The sequence below is a fragment of the Halomonas sp. PAMB 3232 genome (assembly GCF_031954225.1).
Classification (GTDB): Bacteria; Pseudomonadota; Gammaproteobacteria; order Pseudomonadales; family Halomonadaceae; genus Vreelandella.
Map to the genome: position 1 here is coordinate 3173854 of NZ_CP134865.1, position 24233 is coordinate 3198086.

23 protein-coding genes are annotated in these 24233 nt (G+C 56.9%); 2 read left to right on the top strand and 21 right to left on the bottom strand.

Going from position 1 to position 24233, the window contains the following annotated elements; all coding sequences use genetic code 11:
* The 12 genes from neuC to fliD (RN346_RS14565) all read right to left on the bottom strand — a co-directional run bounded on the left by neuC (position 1) and on the right by fliD (RN346_RS14565) (position 14824).
* The gene (gene neuC, locus RN346_RS14510) at positions 1–1155 is read right to left on the bottom strand and encodes a UDP-N-acetylglucosamine 2-epimerase (RefSeq protein WP_263586114.1); all 1155 of its coding nucleotides are present in this window, start codon (positions 1153–1155) and stop codon (positions 1–3) included.
* Complete coding sequence (locus RN346_RS14515) at positions 1148–1792, bottom strand: hypothetical protein (protein WP_263586113.1); 645 nt, start codon at positions 1790–1792, stop codon at positions 1148–1150. The genes neuC and RN346_RS14515 overlap by 8 nt, the downstream gene beginning before the upstream one ends.
* Positions 1793–1800: 8 nt before the next feature.
* Positions 1801–2790, bottom strand: a complete 990-nt coding sequence (locus tag RN346_RS14520; protein ID WP_311958680.1) for an NAD-dependent 4,6-dehydratase LegB — start codon at positions 2788–2790, stop codon at positions 1801–1803.
* Positions 2790–4043 (bottom strand): hypothetical protein, encoded by a 1254-nt coding sequence (locus RN346_RS14525; RefSeq protein WP_311961526.1) that lies wholly within the window; start codon positions 4041–4043, stop codon positions 2790–2792. Before RN346_RS14525 ends, RN346_RS14520 begins: the two co-directional genes overlap by 1 nt.
* Before the next feature lie 19 nt (positions 4044–4062).
* Entirely contained in the window at positions 4063–6369 is a 2307-nt protein-coding gene (locus tag RN346_RS14530; protein WP_311961527.1) for a glycosyltransferase, read from the bottom strand.
* 273 nt (positions 6370–6642) lie between these two features.
* On the bottom strand, positions 6643–7497 hold the full coding sequence (locus tag RN346_RS14535) for a flagellin (RefSeq protein ID WP_263586109.1): 855 nt from the start codon (positions 7495–7497) through the stop codon (positions 6643–6645).
* A 204-nt stretch (positions 7498–7701) separates the two neighbouring features.
* Complete coding sequence (locus RN346_RS14540; protein WP_263586108.1) at positions 7702–8565, bottom strand: flagellin; 864 nt, start codon at positions 8563–8565, stop codon at positions 7702–7704.
* Between the two features lie 275 nt (positions 8566–8840).
* The gene (locus RN346_RS14545; protein ID WP_263586107.1) at positions 8841–9683 is read right to left on the bottom strand and encodes a flagellin; all 843 of its coding nucleotides are present in this window, start codon (positions 9681–9683) and stop codon (positions 8841–8843) included.
* A 205-nt stretch (positions 9684–9888) separates the two neighbouring features.
* Positions 9889–10749, bottom strand: a complete 861-nt coding sequence (locus RN346_RS14550; protein ID WP_311961528.1) for a flagellin — start codon at positions 10747–10749, stop codon at positions 9889–9891.
* Between the two features lie 203 nt (positions 10750–10952).
* Positions 10953–11795 carry a flagellin gene (locus tag RN346_RS14555; protein ID WP_263586105.1) on the bottom strand — a complete coding sequence of 281 codons (843 nt, stop codon included), beginning with the start codon at positions 11793–11795 and terminating at the stop codon, positions 10953–10955.
* A 228-nt stretch (positions 11796–12023) separates the two neighbouring features.
* Positions 12024–13328 carry a flagellar filament capping protein FliD gene (gene fliD, locus RN346_RS14560; protein ID WP_311961529.1) on the bottom strand — a complete coding sequence of 435 codons (1305 nt, stop codon included), beginning with the start codon at positions 13326–13328 and terminating at the stop codon, positions 12024–12026.
* 194 nt (positions 13329–13522) lie between these two features.
* On the bottom strand, positions 13523–14824 hold the full coding sequence (fliD, locus tag RN346_RS14565) for a flagellar filament capping protein FliD (RefSeq protein WP_311961530.1): 1302 nt from the start codon (positions 14822–14824) through the stop codon (positions 13523–13525).
* 363 nt (positions 14825–15187) lie between these two features.
* Between fliD (RN346_RS14565) and RN346_RS14570 the strand changes: the two genes are divergently transcribed.
* Entirely contained in the window at positions 15188–15505 is a 318-nt protein-coding gene (locus RN346_RS14570) for a hypothetical protein (RefSeq protein WP_311961531.1), read from the top strand.
* 318 nt (positions 15506–15823) lie between these two features.
* A complete protein-coding gene (locus RN346_RS14575) occupies positions 15824–16834 on the top strand; it encodes a serine hydrolase (RefSeq protein WP_311961532.1) in 1011 nt (336 codons plus the stop codon).
* Positions 16835–16869: 35 nt separating this feature from the next.
* Here the strand turns inward: RN346_RS14575 and RN346_RS14580 are convergent, their stop codons facing one another.
* From RN346_RS14580 to RN346_RS14620, 9 genes are all read right to left on the bottom strand, one after another.
* The gene (locus tag RN346_RS14580) at positions 16870–17427 is read right to left on the bottom strand and encodes a YqhA family protein (protein WP_311958687.1); all 558 of its coding nucleotides are present in this window, start codon (positions 17425–17427) and stop codon (positions 16870–16872) included.
* A gap of 54 nt (positions 17428–17481) precedes the next feature.
* Complete coding sequence (locus tag RN346_RS14585; RefSeq protein WP_311961533.1) at positions 17482–18075, bottom strand: exopolysaccharide biosynthesis protein; 594 nt, start codon at positions 18073–18075, stop codon at positions 17482–17484.
* Positions 18068–18532 carry a TerB family tellurite resistance protein gene (locus RN346_RS14590; RefSeq protein WP_311961534.1) on the bottom strand — a complete coding sequence of 155 codons (465 nt, stop codon included), beginning with the start codon at positions 18530–18532 and terminating at the stop codon, positions 18068–18070. The genes RN346_RS14585 and RN346_RS14590 overlap by 8 nt, the downstream gene beginning before the upstream one ends.
* A gap of 79 nt (positions 18533–18611) precedes the next feature.
* Positions 18612–19625, bottom strand: a complete 1014-nt coding sequence (locus RN346_RS14595) for a nucleoid-associated protein (protein ID WP_263586097.1) — start codon at positions 19623–19625, stop codon at positions 18612–18614.
* A gap of 41 nt (positions 19626–19666) precedes the next feature.
* Positions 19667–20428 (bottom strand): ABC transporter permease, encoded by a 762-nt coding sequence (locus RN346_RS14600; RefSeq protein WP_263586096.1) that lies wholly within the window; start codon positions 20426–20428, stop codon positions 19667–19669.
* Positions 20425–21360 (bottom strand): ABC transporter ATP-binding protein, encoded by a 936-nt coding sequence (locus tag RN346_RS14605; protein WP_263586095.1) that lies wholly within the window; start codon positions 21358–21360, stop codon positions 20425–20427. Before RN346_RS14605 ends, RN346_RS14600 begins: the two co-directional genes overlap by 4 nt.
* Before the next feature lie 83 nt (positions 21361–21443).
* A complete protein-coding gene (locus RN346_RS14610) occupies positions 21444–21722 on the bottom strand; it encodes a peptidylprolyl isomerase (protein ID WP_252106155.1) in 279 nt (92 codons plus the stop codon).
* A gap of 80 nt (positions 21723–21802) precedes the next feature.
* Positions 21803–22909: a serine hydrolase gene (locus RN346_RS14615; protein ID WP_311961535.1), complete on the bottom strand. Its 1107-nt coding sequence runs from the start codon at positions 22907–22909 to the stop codon at positions 21803–21805.
* Positions 22910–22987: 78 nt separating this feature from the next.
* A complete protein-coding gene (locus RN346_RS14620) occupies positions 22988–24094 on the bottom strand; it encodes an acyltransferase family protein (RefSeq protein WP_311961536.1) in 1107 nt (368 codons plus the stop codon).
* Positions 24095–24233 lie beyond the last annotated feature (139 nt).

Here is a 24233-nt window from a genome sequence, read left to right on the forward strand (position 1 = left end):
TTACCCCAAATAGTCATGGAAACGTTTGATCGTGGTCAAAGGCATGGATAACAGCATGTCCATAATGCGACCGGCTGCATCACCTTGCCCATAGGGGTTTTGAAAACGTCGAGTGTCAGAGCGAACCTCCGGGCTCAGCGCGTGCTGAATAGCCCCTCGAATCGAAGCTGATGTCGAATCGCAATTAATCACGGACGCAGCGGCTAGACGACCAGCTTGCCGCTGACCAATATTAACGGTCGGCGCCAGAAAGCTCGGTGCCTCGATGATACCGCTTGATGAATTACCTATAACGACAGCGCACTCGGCCAGCGCGGAGTGGTAGCGCTGGGATCCCAGCGATGGAACGGCCATAACGCGATGAGGCTGGCGCGCGCTATACGCCTCAATAGCACCTATCATCTCCCGCCCACCCTCATCGGCATTCGGATAGGTCAGGATGACTTGGTAGTCAGGCCACTCATCAAGTGCTGTAAGAACAGTTTGAAGACTCTCCAGTGCCGGCACGTCTGCAAGAGTTTCAGGATGATAGGTCACCAGAAAAAAAGGGCGTTCAAGTGAAAAGTGAAGCGTTTTAGCAAGCGCTTCTCGGCTCAAACGAGGTGAGCGTTTGACATGATCCAAGCCAAGCGCACCGGTATTCACGACACGTTGAGGATCCTCCCCCATCTGGATAACTCGCTGCCGATAAGGCTCAGCTGCCACAGCATGCATCATCGCCATTTTAGTGATCGCGTGGCGAATGGCATCATCGTAGGCGCCTTCGGTCACCTCACCGCCATGAACATGCAAGATGGGAATCTTGAGCATCAGGGCCGTTTGGGCTGCGGCTAACGCTTCGAATCGATCGCCCAGAATCACGATCACATGAGGTTTCAGGCGATCCAGTGCATCGGCTAGACTGATGACGCCAAGACCGATGGATTTCGCAACACCAACGCCGGTATTCGAAGAAAGCAGCATTTCGACCTTAGCATCGATGCTAAAGCCATCACATTCGATCAGGTTAGATGTTTTACCGAATTCGGGAGAGAGGTGCATGGCAGCCACGATCACCTGCAACGATAGTCGAGGATGAGCGTCGATCTCTTTCATCAACCAGTACAGTAGACCGTACTCGGCACGAGTTCCGGTAAAAACAGCGACGTTACGCATCGCTCCTCCTGCCTAACAGAATCAGGCTGCTAGCCAAATTAACTACTCGCTTCTCTAAACACTCTAAATGGGATATGTCGCCGACGGGCGAATGAGCATACATGGGCAGCCAACTCCTCAATTTCCCGATAAGCAATGTCACCATGATCTTGTGTTTGATCAGCTTGAGCCATTCCGCACGTTGCGCCACCTCGCCACGAATCACCGCATTGAGCCAATAGTTGCTACGCCACCCGTCCTGCTCGGTTATAACGAGAGGATCACCGGCCTCAAAGTGATCAGCAAAGCCCGCTGCCAAGCGCCATTTCTCTCCAGCAAATGTCTCGATTTGCTTGATCTGGCCATTCACACACGCAGAGTTTGGGGTCAGCATGACGTAGTTATAGCCCAGCTCATCGTTCGTATATTCATAAGGATACGGCGCTTTGTTTGTCGCTATTGAGTTGGGGATGCCCCTATAAACGGCAATACTATGCTCTAGCTTGTCAACATAGTTCCTGACGCTGGAAACAAAAGTAGATCCAATCGTTTCAGCCACATAGGTTTTTCTACCACCTTGAGATACAAGTTCAGGTAGGGGATTGAACGCCTCCGTACGGTAATAGCCACGAACGAATTCGATCAGCTTAGGCAGCATGGTATAACTCAAATGTTATATAGATTGGCTTTGTATTTTGCCAACTGGTTGGGTTGAGAAAACCAGTCGATCGTTTTCTTGAGTCCTTCACGAATGTCGTGCTGAGGGGAAAAACCGGTCATCTCGCGAAGGCGGGCGTTATCTCCCCAAAGACGGAACACTTCCGATTTACCGGGACGCAACCTCTGTTCGTCAATAATGAACTCGACATCGTGATCCATTAATTCACGAATGATTCCGAGCGTGTCGCCGACCGATATTTCGTAGTTAGAAGCGATGTTTACTGTTTCGCCGATCGCAATATCGCTGTTGGCCAAAGCCAGGAAACCGCAACAGGTATCTTCCACATAATTAAAGTCACGAGTGGGCGAAACATCGCCTAGCTTGATCTGCTTCATCCCGGATGCTATCTGGCTGATGATGGTCGGTATGACGGCGCGAGCCGACTGACGGGGACCATAGGTGTTGAAGGGTCTAGCTACCGTAACAGGTAGATCGAACGCATTATAGAAACTCATTGCCATGGCATCAGCGGCTATCTTGGACGCACTGTAAGGCGATTGCGGCTGCAACGGATGATGCTCGTCAATAGGGACATACTGTGCAGTGCCATATACCTCACTCGTAGAGGTATGAATTAAACGAGTTACACCATTATCAAGGGCTGCTTGGCAAATATTGAGCGTACCTTTGACATTGGTATCTACGTAGCTATCCGGCGCGATGTAGGAGTAAGGAATGGCAATGAGCGCTGCCAAGTGAAAGACCGTGTCAACCTCCCGGGTAATATACTTACAGAAGTGGGGATCGCGGACATCACCACTGACGACCTCTACGCTGTTCAAACAGCCGATATCTTCAAGCCACCCCCAGCTATTGAAGGAGTTGTATTGGGCAAGCGCCTTTACGCGATAGCCCTCCTCGACCAAAAGCTCGACCAAATGAGAACCGATAAATCCATCGGCTCCCGTTACCAGCACCTCTCTACTCGCTTTCATTAAGAGCTCCCTTCGCTAGCGGGAAGCGACAATACTTTCGAAACCGCATGCGTCACACGCTCTTTTGAACCGAGACTATAGGGGCTAGCCCTGGATAGATCTCTGACGAGGTTATCCTTAGTGACTTCGGAACATCTAAAAAGAAGACCAGTTACGAACTCACGCTCCACCTCATCGATAAGCTCCGAGCAGTGAACAGAAGGCACACCAAAGTTGAGTGCATCTAGTGCACAGGTGGAGGACCAAGTGATATGAACACCGGCCTGCTTTAACGAATCATTGATCGCTAGCTTGTTAGGGTCCTCCAATTTCGCTTTGACTCCCTCTTTTTGGAGTAAAGTCATCACTTCTTTTGCTTCACCAATATGCAGTGGATGAGGTCTGACAACGATCTCGCGTTTTTTCAGTTGATAAACGCGTTTGATCTCTTCCAAGGGCACCGGTATGCCCTTTGATTGTGGCTGATGGGTATAAAGTATTTTATTTCCCTCCTTGGCATCGCGAGAAAGGTAGACAGGCCCGCCCCCCTCGACCACCGTAGCGCCTGATTCAATGGCGCTTCCCTTGGTCAACATGTGTGTTGCCATATCACTCCATGTCCAGAAGATATCTGGCAGAAATGGGCTGTCAATTTCACTTTGTTTGAATCTTGAATAGCAAACGTGTTTAAGCCCATTAATACCGTGCTGAACGTCAATTACGGTAATCCCCAGCATCTTGCAGGCAAAGATAATGGGGAAGTAGTTAAGTCCGTAGTAGACCCTGAAAAGGAGAGCATCGACTCCTGACCGCTTGAGCAGGTCGTAGTATTTTGGAATCATGGCGTTAACGAGATAAAAACGATCTTCGAGCTTCTCGCGGATATCGCAGCCAAACGAAGTACGCAAGTGGTGATCGAAAAAGTCTATCTCCTCTCGCTGCTTGTTACTTAGCACTTTCTTGAATCGCGCAGGAATAAGTTCGAGCTTTTCGACCGTGACACCTTGCGCCTCAAAACCGGTCAGAATATTGCTCAAAAAATCCTGGTCGTGGAAGTAACCAATCTTTCTGATTTCGCGTTTGGCCGGGTATCGAGAACGATCGACGCCCGACAGCCCCAAGCTTTTTGTGTTCTCGACATCGCCAATTTTATCTGCTTTGTCCAGGCAGAACTGAAAGCCCTCCCTGAGCAGTGGTGAGTAGGTCAGCGCGCTACCCACCGGCAGACTCGAGACTATCTCGTCAAAAACATCGAACTTTTCGTAAGCAAACATTCAAGCCGCCTCTGCTATATCAATCAATTAACGCCAAAAGGTTGTCGTCGTGCCCCAGAAAGGCGGCTTGAGACGCGTCCATCCGCGTCGAAGAGCGATTTTCATCACCGCCGTCGGTTTGTGTAGTAGAAGGCAAAATCTTGTGGGCTTCGAGAAATTCTAACGCTTTGTCATGACTGATGCCCGCCATCAACTCGAAGGCCATATCATGTGCGGCAAAGCAGGCACTCATGATAAAAGCGAGTTTTCTTTTCTGCTTATCGCTAAGCTTCGCCATACGCTCGTAACTGGGTAGAAAGAGTACATCCGCACTCTCCTGCTCGCTGGCGCAGGGCGAACGCTCGTTCAGTTTTTCCGGCAGATGGCTATGGTGGCGGATATTATGAAAACGGTAGAAACGGAACCCGTTGCGGCTCGCCCAATGCTGTAGCTCGGCAAGGCTGGGCTGCTTCTCGTGAGTTAATTGAAACGGCACGCGTGCCTGAACCAGCAGCGTCTGTTCGAGATATTGCTTGCCGTTTTCCAGAACGGCCATGGCATCGCTCAACTCGTCCAGAATGAGCCAATCGAGGCTCTCCAGCCCCGTAATGCTGTCCACAGCTACCGTATTGATCGGCAGATCCGCGATTTCCTGTGCCCCTAAATGGTGGCGTTCGGCTAATTTATCTGCCGAAAGGGGTGCCAAAGTGCTGGTCATTTCCGGGGCAACGCAGGCATGCAGGGTGGCCGGTCGACCATCGCCCAATAAAGCGTGCTGGAAAAGCTGAATCGTATCACTGCCTTCGTATTGCTTGGGCGTCTTGATTTCGCTGGCGGGGTCAAAGGCTACGATACCGAACGCCCCAGTTACTGCCATCTGATCAGCCAAACCACTCTTGATCAGGCTGGCACGATTATCAAGTACGATGATCTTCCCCTTTAATTGCCAAGTAAAATCTTCAGTGAGATGCAGCTTGGTCGCTTGGGTGTCGCTCCCCAAAACGCCTTTTATTTTGCCGTTGATCAGCTGCTGTAGAGTGCGATCCACTTTCATTTCTGGCTTGGTGGCCCTGCTTGGAAGGCGTTGGCGATGACGCTTCTTCTGGCTGGCCGAAAACTCCTTGTTACCAGCGCGTTCTCGCACCAGAGGAGCCAAGGCACTAAGCAGTCTGTCGGTAGCACGATCAATGTGGTGTTTCTCTTCACCTATGTTGAAAGCCTGTGCCACGTATTTCTGATAGAGCGCCTCATCATCGAAAAAAGCGACCGCTGCATTGAATAGCGGCTGTAACTCTTGCTCGCCAAGCAGATGCTGGTAGGGCTCTTCATAACACTGTTCGGGGAAATCGAAGGTGATACCCGCCTTACCTACCATTTCGGGCATGCCACCGCGATTGGTGATCAGCGCCGGTATACCATTGAGCATGGCCTCAGCAAGCACCCGCCCGGAGCTCTCCCACCAGAGGCTGGGCGCAGCCAATACGCGCGCGCGGCTATAAGGCCCTCGCATATCACTGGTATTACCCGTCACAGTCACGTTACTCAACGTGCTGCGCTGTTGCCCCATCCGCTTGGTCGTCTCACGCAGCACGGCCGACCAATCGGCGCGCGCCTCCACGACCTCAAGTTCGATATCCGGACGCTCTCGCTCGAGCTTTTCAGCCAGTTGTACGAACACGCTGGCGCCCTTCTGCCAGCTCGGATTCACAAAAAGAAGTCGCTTGCGCTCGTGCTCATCGGCAACGAAGCGGTCCGAGGCAATGAACTTGCCTACCGGCGTGGAGGTAAATCCTACTTCCTTGCGATACATGTCTGCCGTTGCTTGGCTGTCGGTTACGATCAGATCAATATCACGGCACCAGCGGGGCGATTTATAGTTGCCATTAGCCAGATAAAAGGCCACGGGGATACCTCGATCGCGGGCCTCGTCGGCGATAAGCATATCCACGGTCTGGCCACCGTAGAACCACACAACGTCCGGCTTGAAGGAATCCAACAGATATACATACTGGCTATACCAGAGCCCTTCTTCGTGCGTGGTGAAATGATTCCGGTTATAGCTGTAGCTCACGAGCATCTGATGAGTCAGAGGACCATCTTTCGCGTCAATCAACTGGTGCAGATGGGAATCGAGATCAGCGAACTGCTCCTTGAGAAGCGCCATTCCCTTGGGGTTGTCGAATACCGTCGCTCCCAGCACTTTGACGTCATACCCATTGGCCACTAACTGAAGCAGCATTTGGCGTACGGTCATGCTTGCACCGCTGGACGTATCCAAAAGGCAGAACGGGTTGGCCCATAGCAAACGAGGTTTACGTTTGGGTGTGGCGGGAGTCGTCTTGGCCATTAGGCAGCTCGCAAAAAAGTGGCAGTCTGCCTAGTCTACTTCGCGACCACGTGTACCAAAGAGGCAAATGCACCGGTTTTTAAGCAGGTATTCCATGGACTGCTTCAGGAACCAGGGTTGCGAAGGAGATAATTATAGTTACCGAATGTGCGACGCCACGCTTTAGGCTGGCCTGGTAGGAAACGTGTAAAGGAGCTGACACTGAGCCACCTAAAAGAAAACGGGGCCTTTTGGCCCCGTTCGGTTGTTTCATTAGTTGTACCGCTGAAAGAATTAACCCAGCAGAGACAGTACAGACTGCGGCGTCTGGTTCGCCTGGGCCAGCATGGAGGTACCCGCCTGCTGAAGGATGTTGGCGCGAGTCATGTTGGACACTTCTTTCGCGTAATCGGCGTCTTCGATTCGTGAGCGCGCTTCGGACAGGTTGGTCGAGGTGGTCGCCAGGTTGTCGATTACGGAGTCGAAGCGGTTCAGCGTGGCACCCAAGGTTGCGCGGTTGGTGTCCAGAGTCTTGGTCGCGGCATCGACGGAGTCGATTAGATTCTGGAAGCTGCTGTGGGCTGCGGTGCCACCACTAACGGCAAATGTGGTGCCGGTGATTTCACTGCCGCTTGCTAAGCCCAGACCCGCCACAGTCGCATCGACGGTCTTGACACTAATCACGTCTTCGGAATCGGTGTTGGAGCCAACCTGAATGCTCAGGCTGCCGCTGGCATTGAGCAAGCTAGTGCCGTTGAAGTTGTTGCTGCCTGCTACGCGGTCGATCTCGGCCAGACGCTCGTTGATCTCAGTGGTGATCGCAGTACGGTCATCGGCGGTGTTGGTATCGTTGGCGCCCTGAACCGCCAATTCGCGAATACGCTGCAGGTTGTCGTTGATCTGGTCCAGACCGCCTTCCATGGTTTGAACGAGCGAGATACCGTCGCTGGCGTTACGGCTCGCCTGATCCATACCCTTGATCTGGGCGGTCATCTTGTTGGCGATCGCCTGACCTGCTGCGTCGTCGGAGGCGCTGTTGATACGCAGGCCGGAAGAGAGACGCTCTTGCGCCTGAGCCAGCATGCCCTGGGACTTGCTCAGGTTGTTCTGGCCAATCATGGACGTGATGTTGGTATTGATGACGGACATGGGGTAATCCTCTGTGTTTAGTGGCCCAGGAGAGGCCTTTAAATCGGCGCTTGCATCGCCGTTATTATAATTAACGGCTGTTGGAGGTACTTCTTTAGGCCTTTCGCGCGATTCACATGAGAAAAAATGCGGGAGGCGCCCAACGAAAAACGGGGCCTTGCGGCCCCGTCGTTCACTTCACTCGTTGTGCTACTGCTCGAGCAATTAACCCAGCAGAGACAGTACGGACTGCGGCGTCTGGTTAGCCTGCGCCAGCATGGAGGTGCCCGCCTGCTGGAGGATATTAGCGCGGGTCATGTTGGAGACCTCATCCGCGTAGTCGGCATCTTCGATGCGCGACCGAGCTTCGGAAAGGTTGGTTTCGGTCGTTGCCAGGTTGTCGATCACCGAATCGAAACGGTTGAGCGTGGCACCCAGCTCCGCACGATTAGTGTCCAATTCTTTTACGGCGCTATCCACTGAATTAATCAAAGATTGGAAATCACTATGGTCACCACCACCTGATACCGCGGTGGCCGCTGCCTCCAGGTTGGCAACCCCACCACTCACCGCGCCCAGGTTGTCGCTAGTGGCGTCAAAGCGGCTTACTGAAATGGTGTCATCGTCAGTGGTGTTCGCGCCGATCTGAATTTCCAGGTCGTCAGTACTAACGCCGTCCAGCAAGTTAGTACCGTTGAAGTTGTTGCTACCCGCAACACGATCAATTTCTTCAATACGCTCAGTGATCTCGGTGGCAATCGCCGCGCGATCTTCTTCCGTGTTGGTATCGTTAGCGCCCTGCACCGCCAGCTCACGAATACGTTGCAGGTTGTCGTTGATCTGATCGAGACCACCTTCCATGGTTTGCACCAAGGAAATGCCGTCGCTGGCGTTACGGCTGGCTTGGCTCATACCGTTGATTTGGGCAGTCATCTTGTTGGCGATGGCTTGACCTGCGGCATCGTCGGAGGCGCTGTTAATACGCAGTCCGGAAGAGAGACGCTCCTGCGCCTGAGCCAGCATGCTTTGTGAAGAGCTCAGATTATTCTGGCCAATCATGGAGGTGATATTCGTATTGATTACAGACATGAGTATTGCTCCTTGAAGTATAACTGGCCAGCGGGCCAACTTGGCGACGCTTGTGCCGTCGCTACCAAGGGGTAACGGCTGCTATATCCAACACTTGAAGAAACAAGGCTTTTTTTATGTAGCAAAGAGTAACGCTATAGAAAAATGATGCAGAAGATCTGCGTTATTTTCAGGCTATGCGGGGGTTATAGCGTGTAACGAAGTGTTCCATATTTCTCTCAAGCCTATAACGAAAACGGGGCCTTTCGGCCCCGTCGACACTCATTAATGTGTTATTAACCAAGCAGAGATAGAACGGACTGCGGGGTCTGATTGGCCTGAGCCAGCATGGACGTACCCGCCTGCTGCAGAATGTTGGCGCGGGTCATGTTGGACACCTCCTTGGCATAATCGGCATCCTCGATACGTGAGCGCGCTTCGGACAGATTGGTCGAGGTGGTCGCCAGGTTATCGATCACGGAATCAAAGCGGTTCAACGTGGCGCCCAAAGTCGCGCGGTTGGTATCCAGGGTTTTCGTTGCGCCATCGACAGCGTCGATCAAACTCTGGAAAGTCGTGTGCGATGCTCCTGCACCGGAAAGCGCGGCAGCTGCGCCACTCACTCCCAAGGCAGCGCTAGTCGCATCGATTGTGCTCACTTCAATAACATCATTGGTCGATGTATTGGAGCCAACCTGAATGTTCAGAGTACCGCCACCGCTAACATTAAGCAGGTTAGTGCCGTTGAAGTTATTGCTGCCCGCTACGCGGTCGATCTCGGCGATACGCTCGTTGATCTCGGTCGTGATCGCCGCGCGATCGTCGGCGGTATTGGTGTCGTTAGCACCCTGTACCGCCAGTTCACGAATACGCTGCAGGTTGTCGTTGATTTGATCCAGACCGCCTTCCATGGTCTGAACGAGCGAGATGCCGTCGCTGGCGTTACGACTGGCCTGCTCCATGCCCTTGATCTGAGCAGTCATCTTGTTTGCGATCGCCTGACCGGCGGCATCGTCGGATGCGCTGTTGATGCGCAGACCGGAAGAGAGACGCTCTTGTGCCTGAGCCAGCATGCTCTGCGAAGCGCGCAGGTTATTCTGGCCGATCATGGAGGTGATGTTGGTATTGATAACGGACATGGATGAGATCCTCGGTATTTTATGGCCTGAGAAGGGCCTACAGGTCGGCGACTGCGTCGCCGTTATTATAATTAACGGCCGTTAACGTGGATTCTTGAATGGTTTAAAGCCGTTTTGTGAAAATAATTTTGCTTGCAGAAAGAACGAAAAACGGGGCCAATTGGCCCCGTTACTCTAGCTGTCAATGGCAGCACTTACCCGACTATTAGCCCAGCAGAGACAATACCGACTGCGGCGTCTGGTTCGCCTGGGCCAGCATCGACGTACCCGCCTGCTGGAGGATGTTGGCGCGCGTCATGTTCGACACTTCCTTGGCGTAGTCGGCGTCCTCGATTCGCGAGCGTGCTTCGGACAGGTTGGTCGAGGTGGTCGCCAAGTTGTCGATCACGGAGTCGAAGCGGTTCAGCGTAGCACCCAAAGTAGCGCGGTTGGTATCCAGTGTTTTAGTAGCAGTATCAACGGCATCGATCAGGCTTTGGAAGCTGGTGTGGGCGCCAGCTCCGCTAGCGGCCGTAAAGGTAGTCCCTGCGACAATCCCTCCCGACGCGCCAGTCAAACCAAGGCCCGACACGGTAGCGTCAACAGTTTTAACATTGATGACGTCTTCAACATCGGTATTGGAACCGACCTGGATGCTCAGGCTGCCGCTGGCGTTAAGAAGATTGGTACCGTTGAAATTGTTGCTGCCCGCTACGCGGTCGATCTCGGCCAAACGCTCGTTGATCTCGGTTTCGATTGCGGCGCGATCATCGTCGGTGTTGGTGTCGTTGGCACCCTGAACCGCCAGCTCACGAATACGCTGCAGGTTGTCGTTGATCTGGTCCAGGCCGCCTTCCATGGTTTGAACGAGCGAGATACCGTCGCTGGCGTTACGGCTCGCCTGATCCATACCCTTGATCTGGGCGGTCATCTTGTTGGCGATCGCCTGACCTGCTGCGTCGTCGGAGGCGCTGTTGATACGCAGGCCGGAAGAAAGACGCTCCTGCGCCTGAGCCAGCATGCCCTGGGACTTGCTCAGGTTGTTCTGGCCAATCATGGAAGTAATGTTGGTATTGATGACGGACATGGGGTAATCCTCTGTGTTTAGTGGCCCAGGAGAGGCCTTTAAATCGGCGCTTGCATCGCCGTTATTATAATTAACGGCTGTTGGAGGCACTTCTTTAGGCCTTTCGCGCGATTCACATGAGAAAAATGCGCGAGGCGCCCAACGAAAAACGGGGCCTTGCGGCCCCGTCGTTCACTTCGCTCGTGGTACTACTGCTTGAGCGATTAACCCAGCAGAGACAGTACAGACTGCGGGGTCTGGTTAGCCTGGGCCAGCATGGACGTACCCGCCTGCTGAAGGATGTTGGCACGTGTCATGTTCGACACTTCTTTCGCGTAGTCGGCATCTTCGATGCGTGAGCGCGCTTCGGAAAGGTTAGTAGTCGTGGTCGCCAGGTTATCGATCACAGAGTCGAAGCGGTTCAGCGTGGCACCCAGAGTCGCACGCTGCGTGTCGAGCGACTTGACGGCGGTATCGACATTGTCGATCAGCGTCTGGAAGTTGTCGTGAGTCGCGCCGGCACCGGAGAGAGCCGCCGCAGACCCGCTAACACCCAGCGCACTGCTAGTTGCGTCGAAAGTATTGACGGTAATAGTGTCGTTGCCGCTGGTGTTAGAACCGACTTGGATATTGAGCGCCGTGCTCGCGCCGCTTGACAACAGGTTAGTGCCGTTGAAGTTGTTGCTGCCCGCTACGCGGTCGATCTCAGCGATACGCTCGTTGATCTCGGTGGTGATCGCCGCGCGGTCATCGGCGGTGTTAGTGTCGTTAGCACCCTGTACCGCCAGTTCACGAATACGCTGCAGGTTGTCGTTGATCTGGTCCAGGCCGCCTTCCATGGTTTGAACGAGCGAGATACCGTCGCTGGCGTTACGGCTCGCCTGATCCATACCCTTGATCTGGGCGGTCATCTTGTTGGCGATCGCCTGACCTGCTGCGTCGTCGGAGGCGCTGTTGATACGCAGGCCGGAAGAAAGACGCTCCTGCGCCTGAGCCAGCATGCCCTGGGACTTGCTCAGGTTGTTCTGGCCGATCATGGAAGTGATGTTGGTATTGATGACGGACATGGGGTAATCCTCTGTGTTTAGTGGCCCAAGAGAGGCCTATAAATCGGCGCTTGCATCGCCGTTGTTATAATTAACGGCGAAGCGGGGCGATCCTTTAGCTCATTTACCCACTTTTTTATGAAAATTTGGCCTTGAAACTATAACGGGGCCTTACGGCCCCGCTGATAAAATAAATTGTCGTTACGAACGAGAGCGTATTAGCACCGTTTCGTTTGATAGCAAGGTTTACTACTTCTGCATATTGCTCAGCATATCGAACTGCTGGCCCAGGTAGCTGCTCATGGAGTTCATCTGCGCAATCATGCCATCGAGCTGGGCAAACTGCTTACGATAGCGCTCCACGTTGCGCTCGATGCTGGCTTCCATGCGCTCCTTGCGCTTATCGAGACTCTCGATTCGCTGTTCTGCACTGGTGACCGAGCTTTTAATGAGGCCATCTTCTGAGGTAATGGTCGTCAATGTTGTGCTGAGGCGCCCTGCAAAGCCTGCTTCCTTGCTGTCACCAGCGAAGAAGGCAGATAGGCCTTCAGGGTCGTTGGCAACAGCGGCATCGAGCTTTTCTTCGTCGACCTTCAAGCGCCCGCGCTCATCAATCGAGATTCCGATTTCAGACAGCCGCGTGATATCGCCGCCCGCCAAGCTGTCGCTCACGTCACGACTCAAGCGGTTTTCGATAGTGCGTACGGTACGGTCACCTATCAGCTCGCCCGAGATCTCGCCTTCGCCGTTGAACTTGGTCATGCGCTCTACGGTCGATTTCATTTCGTTGTAGTTACTGACGAAGTTATTGATCGCCTCCTTCAAGGAGTCGTTGTCTCGCTCGATCACCAGGGTGGCGGGGGATTCCGACACGGCGGTGAGATCGAGCGTTACACCCTCAATAGCGCCTTCGACGCGGTTGGTCTTGCTGGTGATCGCGATGCCGTTGACGTTGAGCGCAGCGTCCTGGCCTGGCCGCACCGTCGTGCTATCCATTGAAAGCCCATCGAGACCGGAAAACCCTGTGAGCGAGGCGTCCTTGCCGGTTTCCTTTGAGCTGAGCGCCAAACGGTATCCGGTGCCATCGTTGACAAGCGAGGCGGTAACACCCGACTCCTTATTTGCATTGATCTGATCGCGTACCTGGGCTAGCGTGCTGCCTGCCTTGATATCGACGTCAAGGCTCGTCTGCGTAGTGCCCGCGCCGAAATTGAGCTTCAATTTCGTATCAGTAGCAGTGAGCTCCTGATCCAGCGCCACACTATTGGACGCCGCGCTGCCGGCACGAGCCAGCTGAGACACGCTAATTTCAAAGCGCCCAGGGTTGGCCTTCTCACCCGCCGTGGCCAGAACGCCACTGCCGGTTACCGTGCTTTTTTGCTGTTTGAAGGTCGAGGCATCGTTTAGCGCCTTGACCGAGGTGTTGACCCGGTCCATCGCCGACTCAAGACGCCCATAGGCCGAAATTTTGGTCTTTTGAGCACTTTGCTGCTGTAAAACGGGGGTAAGCTTCTGGCGCTCAGCGGCTTTAAGCTGATCCACCAGACCGTTCAAGTCCAACCCGGAACCTACACCAAGCGCGGAGATTGATGCCATGGGTTAAATCCTCGAGTAATAAGTAGCAAAGAGTATGGGTTGATTACCTTGTTTATCGGCGGGGTGATAACGAACTTTAGGCACCTTCAAAAGATACCTCTAAAAAAAGCCCAGCGTTGTAGCTGGGCATTTCCTGTCCGTGAGAGCTGGGCCTAGCTCTGGTTGGTTTGGGCCAGCATTCCCAACTGCTGTTCGAGATAGGCACCCGTCTGATTCATTTGCGCCACCATGCTATCCATTGCTTGAAACTGAACACGATAACGCTCGACGGTTTGCCCGATGCGCTCTTCGGTTCGGCTATAGCGCTCCTGTAGCGACTCGACGCGGCTTTCTGCATTTTCTTTGGCCGTATCAAGGCGGCCGCCATCGCCTACCAGGCGCTCAAGAGACGTATTGATTTGTCCGGCCATGCCGCCTCCTTCGCTGCTCCCTGCGAAAAATTGGGCCAGCCTGTCCGGCTGGGTGGCAATGACGTTATCCAGCTTTTCGTCATCGACCTTTAGCGTACCGTCGGTTTGCAATGAAATGCCGACGTCGGACAGTACGTTGAAGCCGTCACCGCCGGTCATACCGCTAATAGCCTGACGGAGCTCGCGCTCGACGGCTCGTGTAGTCGCATCAGCGTTCAAGCCTCCCGACTGGCCCGTTTCCACATCGAAGTTGGTCAAGGTATTCAAGGTGCTCTTGAGCGTGTTGAAGCTTTCCACAAAGGTATTCACGTTCTCACGCAGTGCTTCATTATCCTGCTCGACCTTGATGGTACTCGAAGTACCGGCCTCCGTGAGCGTCAAGGTCATTCCTTGAATGGCGCCCTCGACCTGGTTGGAGGCACTGACGATATCGATACCGTTGACGTTGAACGCCGCGTTCTGTCCCTTTTGCACGACCTGAGTGTCCGAGGTGGTGACATCACCGGATAGAATGGTCGAGAAATTGGTACTTTCGATACTGGCATCAGCGCCGGTCTCGCTCGACATGACCGAGAGCCGATACCCTTGCCCGTCATTGATGATAGAGGCAGTCACCTGACCGCCGCCTTGATCGTTGATGGCGTCTCGAATGTCTTCAAGCGAACTGCCATCGGCGATCGTGATCTCGGGCATACTGCCTTCAGTCAGTGCGAAGCTGAGCGTCTGCTCACCGCTGACAACACTTTCATCAGCGCTATCCAAACGCTCTGTCACGAGGCTACCAGCAGTTGCCAGTTGATCCACCTCTACGTCGTACCGGCCCGCCTGTGCTTCGCTGGACGCAATGGCGATAACACCGTCGCCCTCGACATTGGTGGTGAGGCTTTCAAACGACGACGTATCGTTCAACGCCTGGGTGGCATCCTGGAACGTGGAAACCGCGCTTTTGAGCGCTCCATAGGCAGAGACGGTCGTGTTGGCAGATTGAACCTGCTCGGCAATGGGCTGAAGTTTGGCGCGCTCGGCGGTTTGAAGCTGATCCAATAGCCCGTTTAAATCGAGCCCCGAGCCAATGCCCAGTGAAGATATGGAAGCCATCGATTGCTGCCCCTTTAAATGTGATCGCCTGCTCTTTAGGCGAGCTGAAATTTGCCTGTGTCAATGCATTGATTATCGGCAAATCGCGCAGTGTCTTTAGCCTTTATCCCACTTTTAACTTAGTAAACGGTTATTTTCTGTAATCTTTACGACTTTTTCGGTTAAAAGAGCCACCCAAGAGGAAATAACCGCAGGGCGCAATACGTACCGAACCCAAGCGTTGAACACGCCAAAAACTTAGACCTTGGTCTAAATAGGTCAGCTCCATTACACTAGGGAAACGTTGTTCGTTAAACGATGGAGCATTCAATGCCCTGCGAAGGTGACACCCCCGGCGCCCCTGCCGCCGTAGATGCGTCTCGGCTGCGTCAGTGCCTATTCACACTGGCAGAGCTTTTGTACGTGAACGGTCATGTGTTGGAAACCGTGACGCTGCCCGGCTGCGGGTTGGCAAAGCGCGAGATCGCGGCGCTCGATGAGCAGGATGCGGGCTGGGCGGCGTGTCGTGAAATGCTTGAATCAAACGCGGCGGGAATGACCAATCAGGAAGGGCGTTTCGTGCTAACGGCGCTGGGCCGGGACATCATGTTCGACCTGTTCGGTCAGGGCGCGGCGGACTGCGCCTAGCGCAAAAGGCTCCGCTCGAACGTAAAAACGCCCGCATTTGCGGGCGTTTGTGTTTGGCACGGCGCCTTGATTAGCGCAGGCCAAGCATCGAAAGAATGAACAGCACGACGACGACCAGACCCACGATATAGATGATGTTACGCATTGCGGCGCTCCTTGCTTTTTTGCGTTTTAGGAAAATCAAAGGGTTGCTTACCCATCGAGGCAACATTCTCATCCTAGCAGGCTTTCGGGCGGTTTGCGTAATTTACGTGCGCGCAACCGCCGCACGCTCTACGCTTTTTAAAAGCCTCGTTGGTATTGCAAAAAGGAAAGCCCATGCGCGTGCGAATGTTCTCTCGGGCGGTGATGCTCGTGCTGGGGTTAGCGCTCTTGAGCGAAGGGGCGCTGGCCCAAACGCCCTCCGACGCGGCCTTCAAGGCGCTCGATGAGCAGGCCAGTGCGCTCGACCGGCTGCATACGGTCGTGGTGGCGGTGGACGGGCATCGGGTACATGAATTTCATCAGGGTGGGCCGGGGACGAGCACGCCGGTCAACGTGAAGTCGCTCTCCAAGACGGTGCTGGCGGCCATTACCGGTGCGGCGATTGAAGCCGGCGTAATCGACTCCCTCGACCAGCGGTTGGTCGAACTACTGGGTGAGCGCGTCCCAATGGGGCTGGACCCGCGCGTGAGCGACATCACCCTCGAGAACCTGCTTTCCATGCAGGCGGGGCTCGAGCGTACCTCCGGCGAGAACTACAGCGGCTGGGTCGCGAGCCCCAACTGGGTGGAAAACGCCCTTTCTCGCCCCTTCGTGGACGAGCCCGGCGGGCGCATGCTCTACTCCACCGGCTCGAGCCACCTGGTCTCCGCCGCACTTACTTACGGCAGCGGTGAATCCACCTACCAGCTTGCCCAGCGCCTGTTGGCTGAGCCTCTTCACATCACCCTTCCCCGCTGGCTGCAGGACCCGCAAGGCGTTTTTTTTGGCGGCAACGACATGCAGCTCTCACCGCGCGCGCTGGTCGAGATCGGTGAGCTGTACCGGCTGGATGGCGTAGTCGATGGCGAGCGACTACTACCGGAAGGCTATGTGGAGGCGTCCTGGACGCCGCGGGGCCGGTCGCCCTGGACGGGGGATGGCTATGGGCTTGGCTGGTTCGTGACCACTTTCGGCGACACGCCGGTCTACTACGGGCGCGGCTATGGCGGCCAGGCACTGTTCGTGATCCCGGAGCGCGCGATGACGGTGGCGATCACCTCCAACCCCAACCCGCCGTCCCCCGGTGGGCAGTTTCAGCAGCAGCTGAATCGGCTGGTAGCCCGCTTGTTACAAGCGCCACGCTAATGCTCGCTGGGTCACGCGGCGCGTTGCTCTTTCATTCACTCTTTTTTGTGCGACTGGCTCATCAGGTAGAGCGTAGCGGCCAGCGCCAGCACTGAAAGCGCTAGATAAATGGCCTCGAGCGGCGTCGTGAAGCGAATATCCACCACGGCGCGAAAGAACTCGATGATGACGGCCAGGATCACCACCCGGGTGATCTTGTCCTTGAGTTGATCGAGCGAGGCAACGTTGAAGGGGTGACGGGGATAGCGCGCTTCAGCCTGATCGATGCGTGACACGAAAAGTCGATAGATCCCCAGGCTAAAAATCAGCAGCACGATGGCGATCAGGTAGATGTCCACCGCAATGATGATGTCAGGCACCAGCGTATCATGAATGTTCTGGCTGCTATCCAGCAGATAGTAGCGGACCACATCGAGTACAACGCTGACGATATCCAGCGTGCCAACAACGAACAACGCAATGGATCCCAGCAGGCTCGGCACGACCGCCAGTAACACCAGAAAGCGTGATCGCCATAGCACGGTTTCGATACGCCGCTCCCAGCTGGACTGCTCGTCTGGCGTTTTAGGCGGTGGTGGTTGTGACTCTGACATGCATTCTCCTTGAGTGATCGATCAAACGCCTGCACGGTGCAGGATCACGTCACGCTATAGAAAATAAACGAGAATCGCGGTAAACGTGGCGCCGGTGATTAGAAACCCCAGTGCCAGCACCAGCCCGTCCCTGGCGACCAGCCCCAGTCCATAAAGCGTCAGCGCCAGGCCCGCGCCATTGGCGGAAAAGGGAACAAACTCCATGGGCGGCATGGCCAGCGCGATCAGCACGCAGGCCAGCGCCGTTGCGCGCATGCCTAGATAGCCGCTCATCCACGCCAAACGCACGCCCATCAGCCCGTCGACCCAGCGCCCGGGCTTGCGCATCCATCTGAGCGCCTTGTCGAACCCCTTGCGCGACACCGATCGGTTCAAAAGCCAGCGCGGAAGCCAAAAAAAGCGGCGCCCAAACAGCAGCTGGCTCGAGGTCAGCAGCACCAGTGCGGCCATCAGGGTGGGCACCCCGGGGATATCGCCGACGACCGGTGCCAGCACGACCAGCCCCGCCACCAGCAGCATCGGCCCGAAAGAGCGCCGCCCCACGGCGTCGACAATGTCCTCGACGCTGACGCGAGTCTTCTCGTTTTCCATTTGATCCAGCGCATCCAAAAGCTCGGTCAGGCTGGACGCATCGTTGTCATCACGCATGGGGTGGGCGCTGCTCCTGGACGTCGAGCTTGGCGCGAATGAAATCGCGGTGGCTGACATGCAGAAGATCCGCCAGGCGGCGAATGCAGTGCTCCTCGAGCGCGTCGACGCTGCCGTCCGCCCAGGCCAGCTGCCACATCAGCGCTACCAGCTCGAAGCGCTGGGCGTAGTCGTAGTGCTCCTTGATGAGGCTGACGAACTGGTAGTGGTCGACCGCCTCATCGACCTCCGCTTCGGCCAGCGCCATCAGCTCGCTTACCCGCGCGTCATCCAATCGATAGCGCGTCATCAGCATCTGCTTGAGCGCCGCCTGCTCCTCCGGGGTTTGCTCGTAGTCGGCGCGCATCACTTCGCACAGAAGCGCCGCCGTGGCGAGTTCCAGCGTCAGGTGATGGTTCTCGCGCCCTTCCGGTGCGGCCAGCGCGTCGTGAAAAAAGTCTCGAATTGCCTCCAGCATGGCCCTCTCCTTTTAAACGCTTGCCGCGTCCATGATCATCTCACACGTCTATCTACTGACTCGCCGCCGCGCAGAAAGGTCACTCCTTGCGCTTGGCGAGCTGCTCCTTGAGCTGCCTGGGCACCTGCTTGATGATCAGCCGGTCCTGGCCTTCGTCGTACTCGATGCTCGAACCCAAAAGGTGCGAGTCGAAGCTGATCGAGACGCCACCGGCGCGGCCGGTAAAGCGACGAAACTGGCTCAGCGTTTTCTTGTCCGGCGGAATCTCCGGCGAAAGGCCGTAGTCGGCGTTGCGAATGTGCTCATAGAACGCCCTGGGTGCTTGCTCGTCGACCAGTCCCGAAAGCTCCTCGAGCGTCATCGGCTCGCCGCGGCGCATCTGCTCGTGGGCGTAGTCGACCAGCGACTCGGTCTTTTCGCGACTGGCCTCCTCGTCGAGGTCTTCGCTTTCCACGTAGTCGCTGAACGCCTTGAGCAGCGTGCGGGTCTCCGCCGGGGCATCGATGCCCTCCTCCATGCCGAGCACCGCCGCCACACCGTCGGCCAGCTTCTTCGCGCCGCGGTCTTTCAAAAACGAAACGTACTGCTGGCTGCCCGCACCATCGCCCTGCTGCCACTGGGTCAGGTTGACCCGCGCGGCCAGGGTGAGCTGCTGGGTATTGAGCTGGGCGGCGGGCACCGCCTGGTGCGCCTCCCCGATGCCGATGCCTTCACGCTGATGTAACAGTGCGAAAAAAAACGTTTCGGTATCGCCCTGGCGCTGATGGGCGATGACCAGATAGCCGCCCACCGAGAGCGTTTCCTGTAATTCGCGGGCCAGCCGCTCGGTCAGCTGAGTGCTCAGCGCTTCGAACTCAAGCTCGCCTTTCGAATACGCGTCGAGCCAGGCCACCAGCGGCCCGGCCTGCTCGCCTTCGCTGGCAAACCGCCCCCAGCCCTTCGCCTTGGTGTTGTAGGTGTCCGCGAGCTTGCTGACCAACGCGGCCATCGTGTCGTCATTACTGTCGGCGGGCCCCGGGGCAGCGGTGACGGTCAGGCGTTCGCCGTCAAGTGTAGGGTCCAAACGGTGCACGATGCTTTGCAAAAGCGGCATAGAGAAACGAGCCTTTTAAGCGGTTGAACGATCGAAAGGGGTCAAGGCTTGAGCCGGTAGCCAGTGTGGAAAATCCAGCCCACCATGGCCAGGCTCACGGCGAGAAAGAGCGCGACCATGCCGACACTCGCCCAGAGGCTGACATCGCTGATGCCGTAGAAGCTCCAGCGAAAGCCGCTGATCAGATACACCACCGGGTTGGCCAGCGTCACGGCCTGCCAAAACGGCGGGAGCATATCGATGGAGTAGAAGCTGCCGCCCAGAAACGTCAGCGGCGTGATGATCAGAAGCGGCACGATCTGCAGCTTGTCGAAGCCATCCGCCCAGATACCAATGATGAAACCCAGCAGGCTGAAGGTCACGGCGGTGAGCACCAGAAAGGCGAGCATCCAGAACGGGTGGGCGATCTCCAACGGCACGAAAAAGCTCGACGTGCCGAGAATGATCAGCCCCAACAGCATCGACTTCGACGCCGCCGCCCCCACGTAGCCCACCACCACTTCCAGATACGAAATGGGCGCCGACAGAATTTCGTAGATGCTGCCGGAAAACTTGGGAAAGAAGATACCGAAGGAGGCATTCGACACGCTCTGGGTCAGAAGCATCAGCATGATCAACCCGGGCACGATAAAGGCGCCGTAGCTCACGCCGTTGATCTCGCTAATGCGCGAGCCGATCGCCGCGCCAAATACCACGAAGTAGAGCGAGGTGGAGATCACCGGCGAGACGATGCTTTGCAACAGCGTGCGCCGGGTGCGCGCCATTTCCGCCATGTAGATCGAACGGACGGGGTAGAGATTCATGAGCGCTCCTTGACCAGATCGACGAAAATATCCTCCAGCGAGCTCTGCCGGGTATGTAAATCCTTCACCAGGATCTCCTCTTCGTTGAGCACGCTCAAAAGCGCTGACACGCCGCGGCCCTCCTCTTCCTGGTGACCATCGTAGGTATACACCAGCGAGCGGCCATCACCACTCAGCGTCAGGGTGTCGACCTGCAGGCGCGGCGGCAGTGCCGGCAGCGGCGTGTGTAGCTCAAGAGTGAGCTGCTTGCTGCCGAGCTTTTTCATCAGCGCGGCTTTCTCTTCCACCAGCACCACTTCGCCGCCGTTGATCACGCCGATGCGATCGGCCATCTCCTCGGCCTCTTCGATGTAGTGGGTGGTGAGTATGATGGTGACGCCGTCGTCGCGAAGCTTGCGCACCACCTCCCACATGTCGCGGCGTAGCGCCACGTCCACGCCGGCGGTGGGCTCGTCGAGAAACAGGATACGCGGCTCGTGGGAGAGCGCCTTGGCGATCAAGACACGGCGCTTCATGCCACCGGAAAGCGTGATCAGGCGGTTATTGCGCTTGTCCCATAGCGCCAGCGACTTGAGCACCTTTTCGATGTGGGCCGGGTTTGGCGCTTTGCCAAACAGCCCGCGGCTGAAGCTCACCGTGTTCCAGACCGTTTCAAACGCCTCGTTGGTCAGCTCCTGGGGCACCAGGCCGATGCGCTCGCGCGCCTGGCGGTACTGCTTGACGTTGTCGAAGCCGTCGACGCTCACGCGCCCGGCGCTTGGGTTGACCAGCCCGCATACCAGACTGATCAGGGTGGTCTTGCCCGCGCCGTTCGGGCCGAGCAGCGCAAAAATTTCGCCACGCTGGATGGACAAATCCACGTGCTTGAGCGCTTGAAAGCCACCTTCGTAGGTTTTATTCAAGCCCTCGATCGAGATGATGGGGTCGTTCAAGGCGTGCTCCTCACACCGCGACGGGCCACGGTGCCTGGCGGCCCAAAGCGGCCGGCGGTTGAGGCCGGCCGGCAACAGGCCGATTAACTGCGGCTGGTGACTTCGAGCAGGTGGTAGCCAAACTGGGTCTGGACCGGGCCGTGGACCTGGTTCAGCTCGCCGTTAAAGACCACCTTGTCGAACTCGGGGACCATCTGGCCGGGGCCGAAGGTACCGAGCTCGCCGCCCTGACGACCGGACGGGCAGTTCGAGTGCTCTTTTGCCACGTCCGCGAAGTCGCGGCCGTTTTCGATCTCTTGCTTCAGCGCGAGACACTGCTCTTCGCTGTCTACCAGAATATGACGGGCGCTGGCACTGGCCATGATAAGCCTCCATTGGGTTCGTTTAAGTGAGCCATGAGTTAGAGGCCTCAGTTTAACACGCACGCCGCCCACCTGGGGGCTCAGGGTGCGCCTACCGCGCCGGTGATTCTGAGCGCTTCGCCCACGCGAGCCAGCGCCTGCTCATGGGCGGCGCGCGGCTGCCCCCCGCGGGTGCAGGTAACGATCACCCAGGGGCCCGCGGTTTGCGCAGCCGCCTCGCTGTACGCAAGCCCTGCGTCGCAGCTTCGGTGATGCTGAGTACCGGTCTTGTGGGCAAAGGTAATGCTCTCCCCCAGGCCACGCGTCAAGCGCGCCTGGCCTGAGCGGGTGCGCGTCATCACTTCGATCAGCGCTTGGCGCTGGGTGGCGTCCAGGTCGCCCTGCCCAGCGTTTTCGAGCGAGGCGAGCAGATCGCCATAGGCGCGCAGCGTCGCGGTGTTTTCGCCAGTGTGCTGGTAGGCATCGAAGGCGCTTTCGTAGTCGGGCTGGCGAAGGCTTTGGGGTGAAACGCCCAGCCGCCGCGCCAGCGCCGCGGGGCGCTGGCTGACGCGGTGTTTGCGAAGCTCGATAAAGTCGGTGCCGGCAAGCGAGCGCGCCTCGGGGTGCAGCTCGCCGTACACGCCCCGGCGTACCCCCTTGAGCGTCGTGATCGGGCCCAGCTCGCCTGGGTCGCCGCCGCTGGCGGCGACCATCTGCGCCGCCCGGGCGTTGACGGCGGCAAGTTCGACGCGGTCGATCAGCATATCGGTGGCGGTGTTGTCGCTGACGGTGATCATCTGTTCGAGCAGATACGCGATCGAGATCGGCGTGCCCGGGTCGTGCCAGATCACCGGGCCCGCGCCGTCGACGAAATCGCTCTGGGCAAGCGTCAGACGCTGGTCAAGCGTCAGATCGCCTGCCTGGCGCCGGGCCAGCACCTCGGCGGCCACGGGCACCTTGATCAATGAGGCCAGATACCACGGCGTATCCGCCTGCCAGGAGAACGCCTCGCCGCTTTGTAGATTCTGAACGTAGACGCCCAGCGCTCCACCAAAGGCCTCCTCGATGGCGGCCAGCCGCGTGCTCAAACTCCCCTGCCAGGCGCTTTGTTTATCGACTTCAAAATACCAGTCGGCCTGGGCCGGCAGCGCGATTGAAAGCGCCACCAGCAAAAGCCCGGACTTGAGCGTGCGTATCAACCCTCGCAAAGCGTTTCCTCTGTATTGTTGCTTCTGTGTCGTTACTACTGTGTCGTCATGCTCAGGCCGACCTGAACCGCGCAGCGTTTAGCGGTGCGCGGCCATCCAGCGGGTAAGCCAGATCCAGAGCGCCGCCCCAAGAATCAAAAGCCCCCCGGCGCCCAGCGCCTGGGGGTACGTGATGGTGTCGTTCAAGCCCAGCAGAAAGCGCAGCACCAGAAAGATCATCACGATATGAAAAATGAACGCCTTGAGCGCGTCGCTTCCGACCAGCGTCAGCGGCAAAAGTGCCCGGGCGGCGGTGCGCCCGCCGGCCAATGCCAGGCCCAGAATGATGAAGGCCCCGCCGACGCTGAACAGCATGAAGGCAAGCCCTGGAGGATGCTTGCCGACGTTATTCGCCACCGCCGTCATGGCCGCGTACACGTCGCCCTGGGCTGCGGATAGCGCGTAAAAAGCACCGACCATCACCGCGCCGAGCGCGATCAACGCTAGCACCAGCCGGCGCTGCGCGCCCTGCTCGCCGTGACAGCGAAGCGCCGCTTCGCCAATCAAAAGCCCGATGAAAATGAGCGGCGCGCGGCTTAGCTGCCCCCAGGCGTAGTAGTCGGGATGATCGACCAGCAGCGCCTTCAAAATGGCGTGGCCGCCGAAATCGAACTCCTGCAGCCAGGCAGAGAGCGCCGTAAACCCTATAATCGCAGCTAGCCGCGACCACAGCGGTGCCTTCGCCCATAGCGGCAGGATCAGCGGCACCCAGACGAGTGCGATGGCGTAGAAGCCGAGGATCTCCACCCAGATGGCGAAGTTGCCGTACAAAAGCGTGGTGAGGATGTCGGCGGGGGCGTAGAAGGGCAGCATTTCGACGATGGTCAGCGCCTTGTACCAGAACCACACCTCGAGGCCACGCAGCCAGAGCTTCAGCCGCCGCTGGGGCCAATCCTCGTTTTGTGTGCGCGGCAGAAACGCCACCGCCAACGCGATACCGAACACCGTAATGAACAGCGACGAGGAAAATTTGGTGAGCAGATGCACCGGCACTATACCCCACTCGGGCACGTTGGGGATCCCCACCAGCCCGCTGACGGTGTGGCTCAAAATCATCAGTCCAATCGCGATACCGCGGGCCAGATCGATCGCCTCGACCCGCCCCTCGATCCGAGGCAATACCGGCACTTCGTTAAAACTCGGCACGTAACGTACATCCCTGTCGGCGGCTTGAAAGCGCTCAAGCCGTAGTGGAGAACGTTAACCTTAGCCCAACGCTCAAATCAGGGGTAGCGAGGCCCTTTAAACGCAAAACGCCCCGCAATCGGCGGGGCGTTTCGTGGCT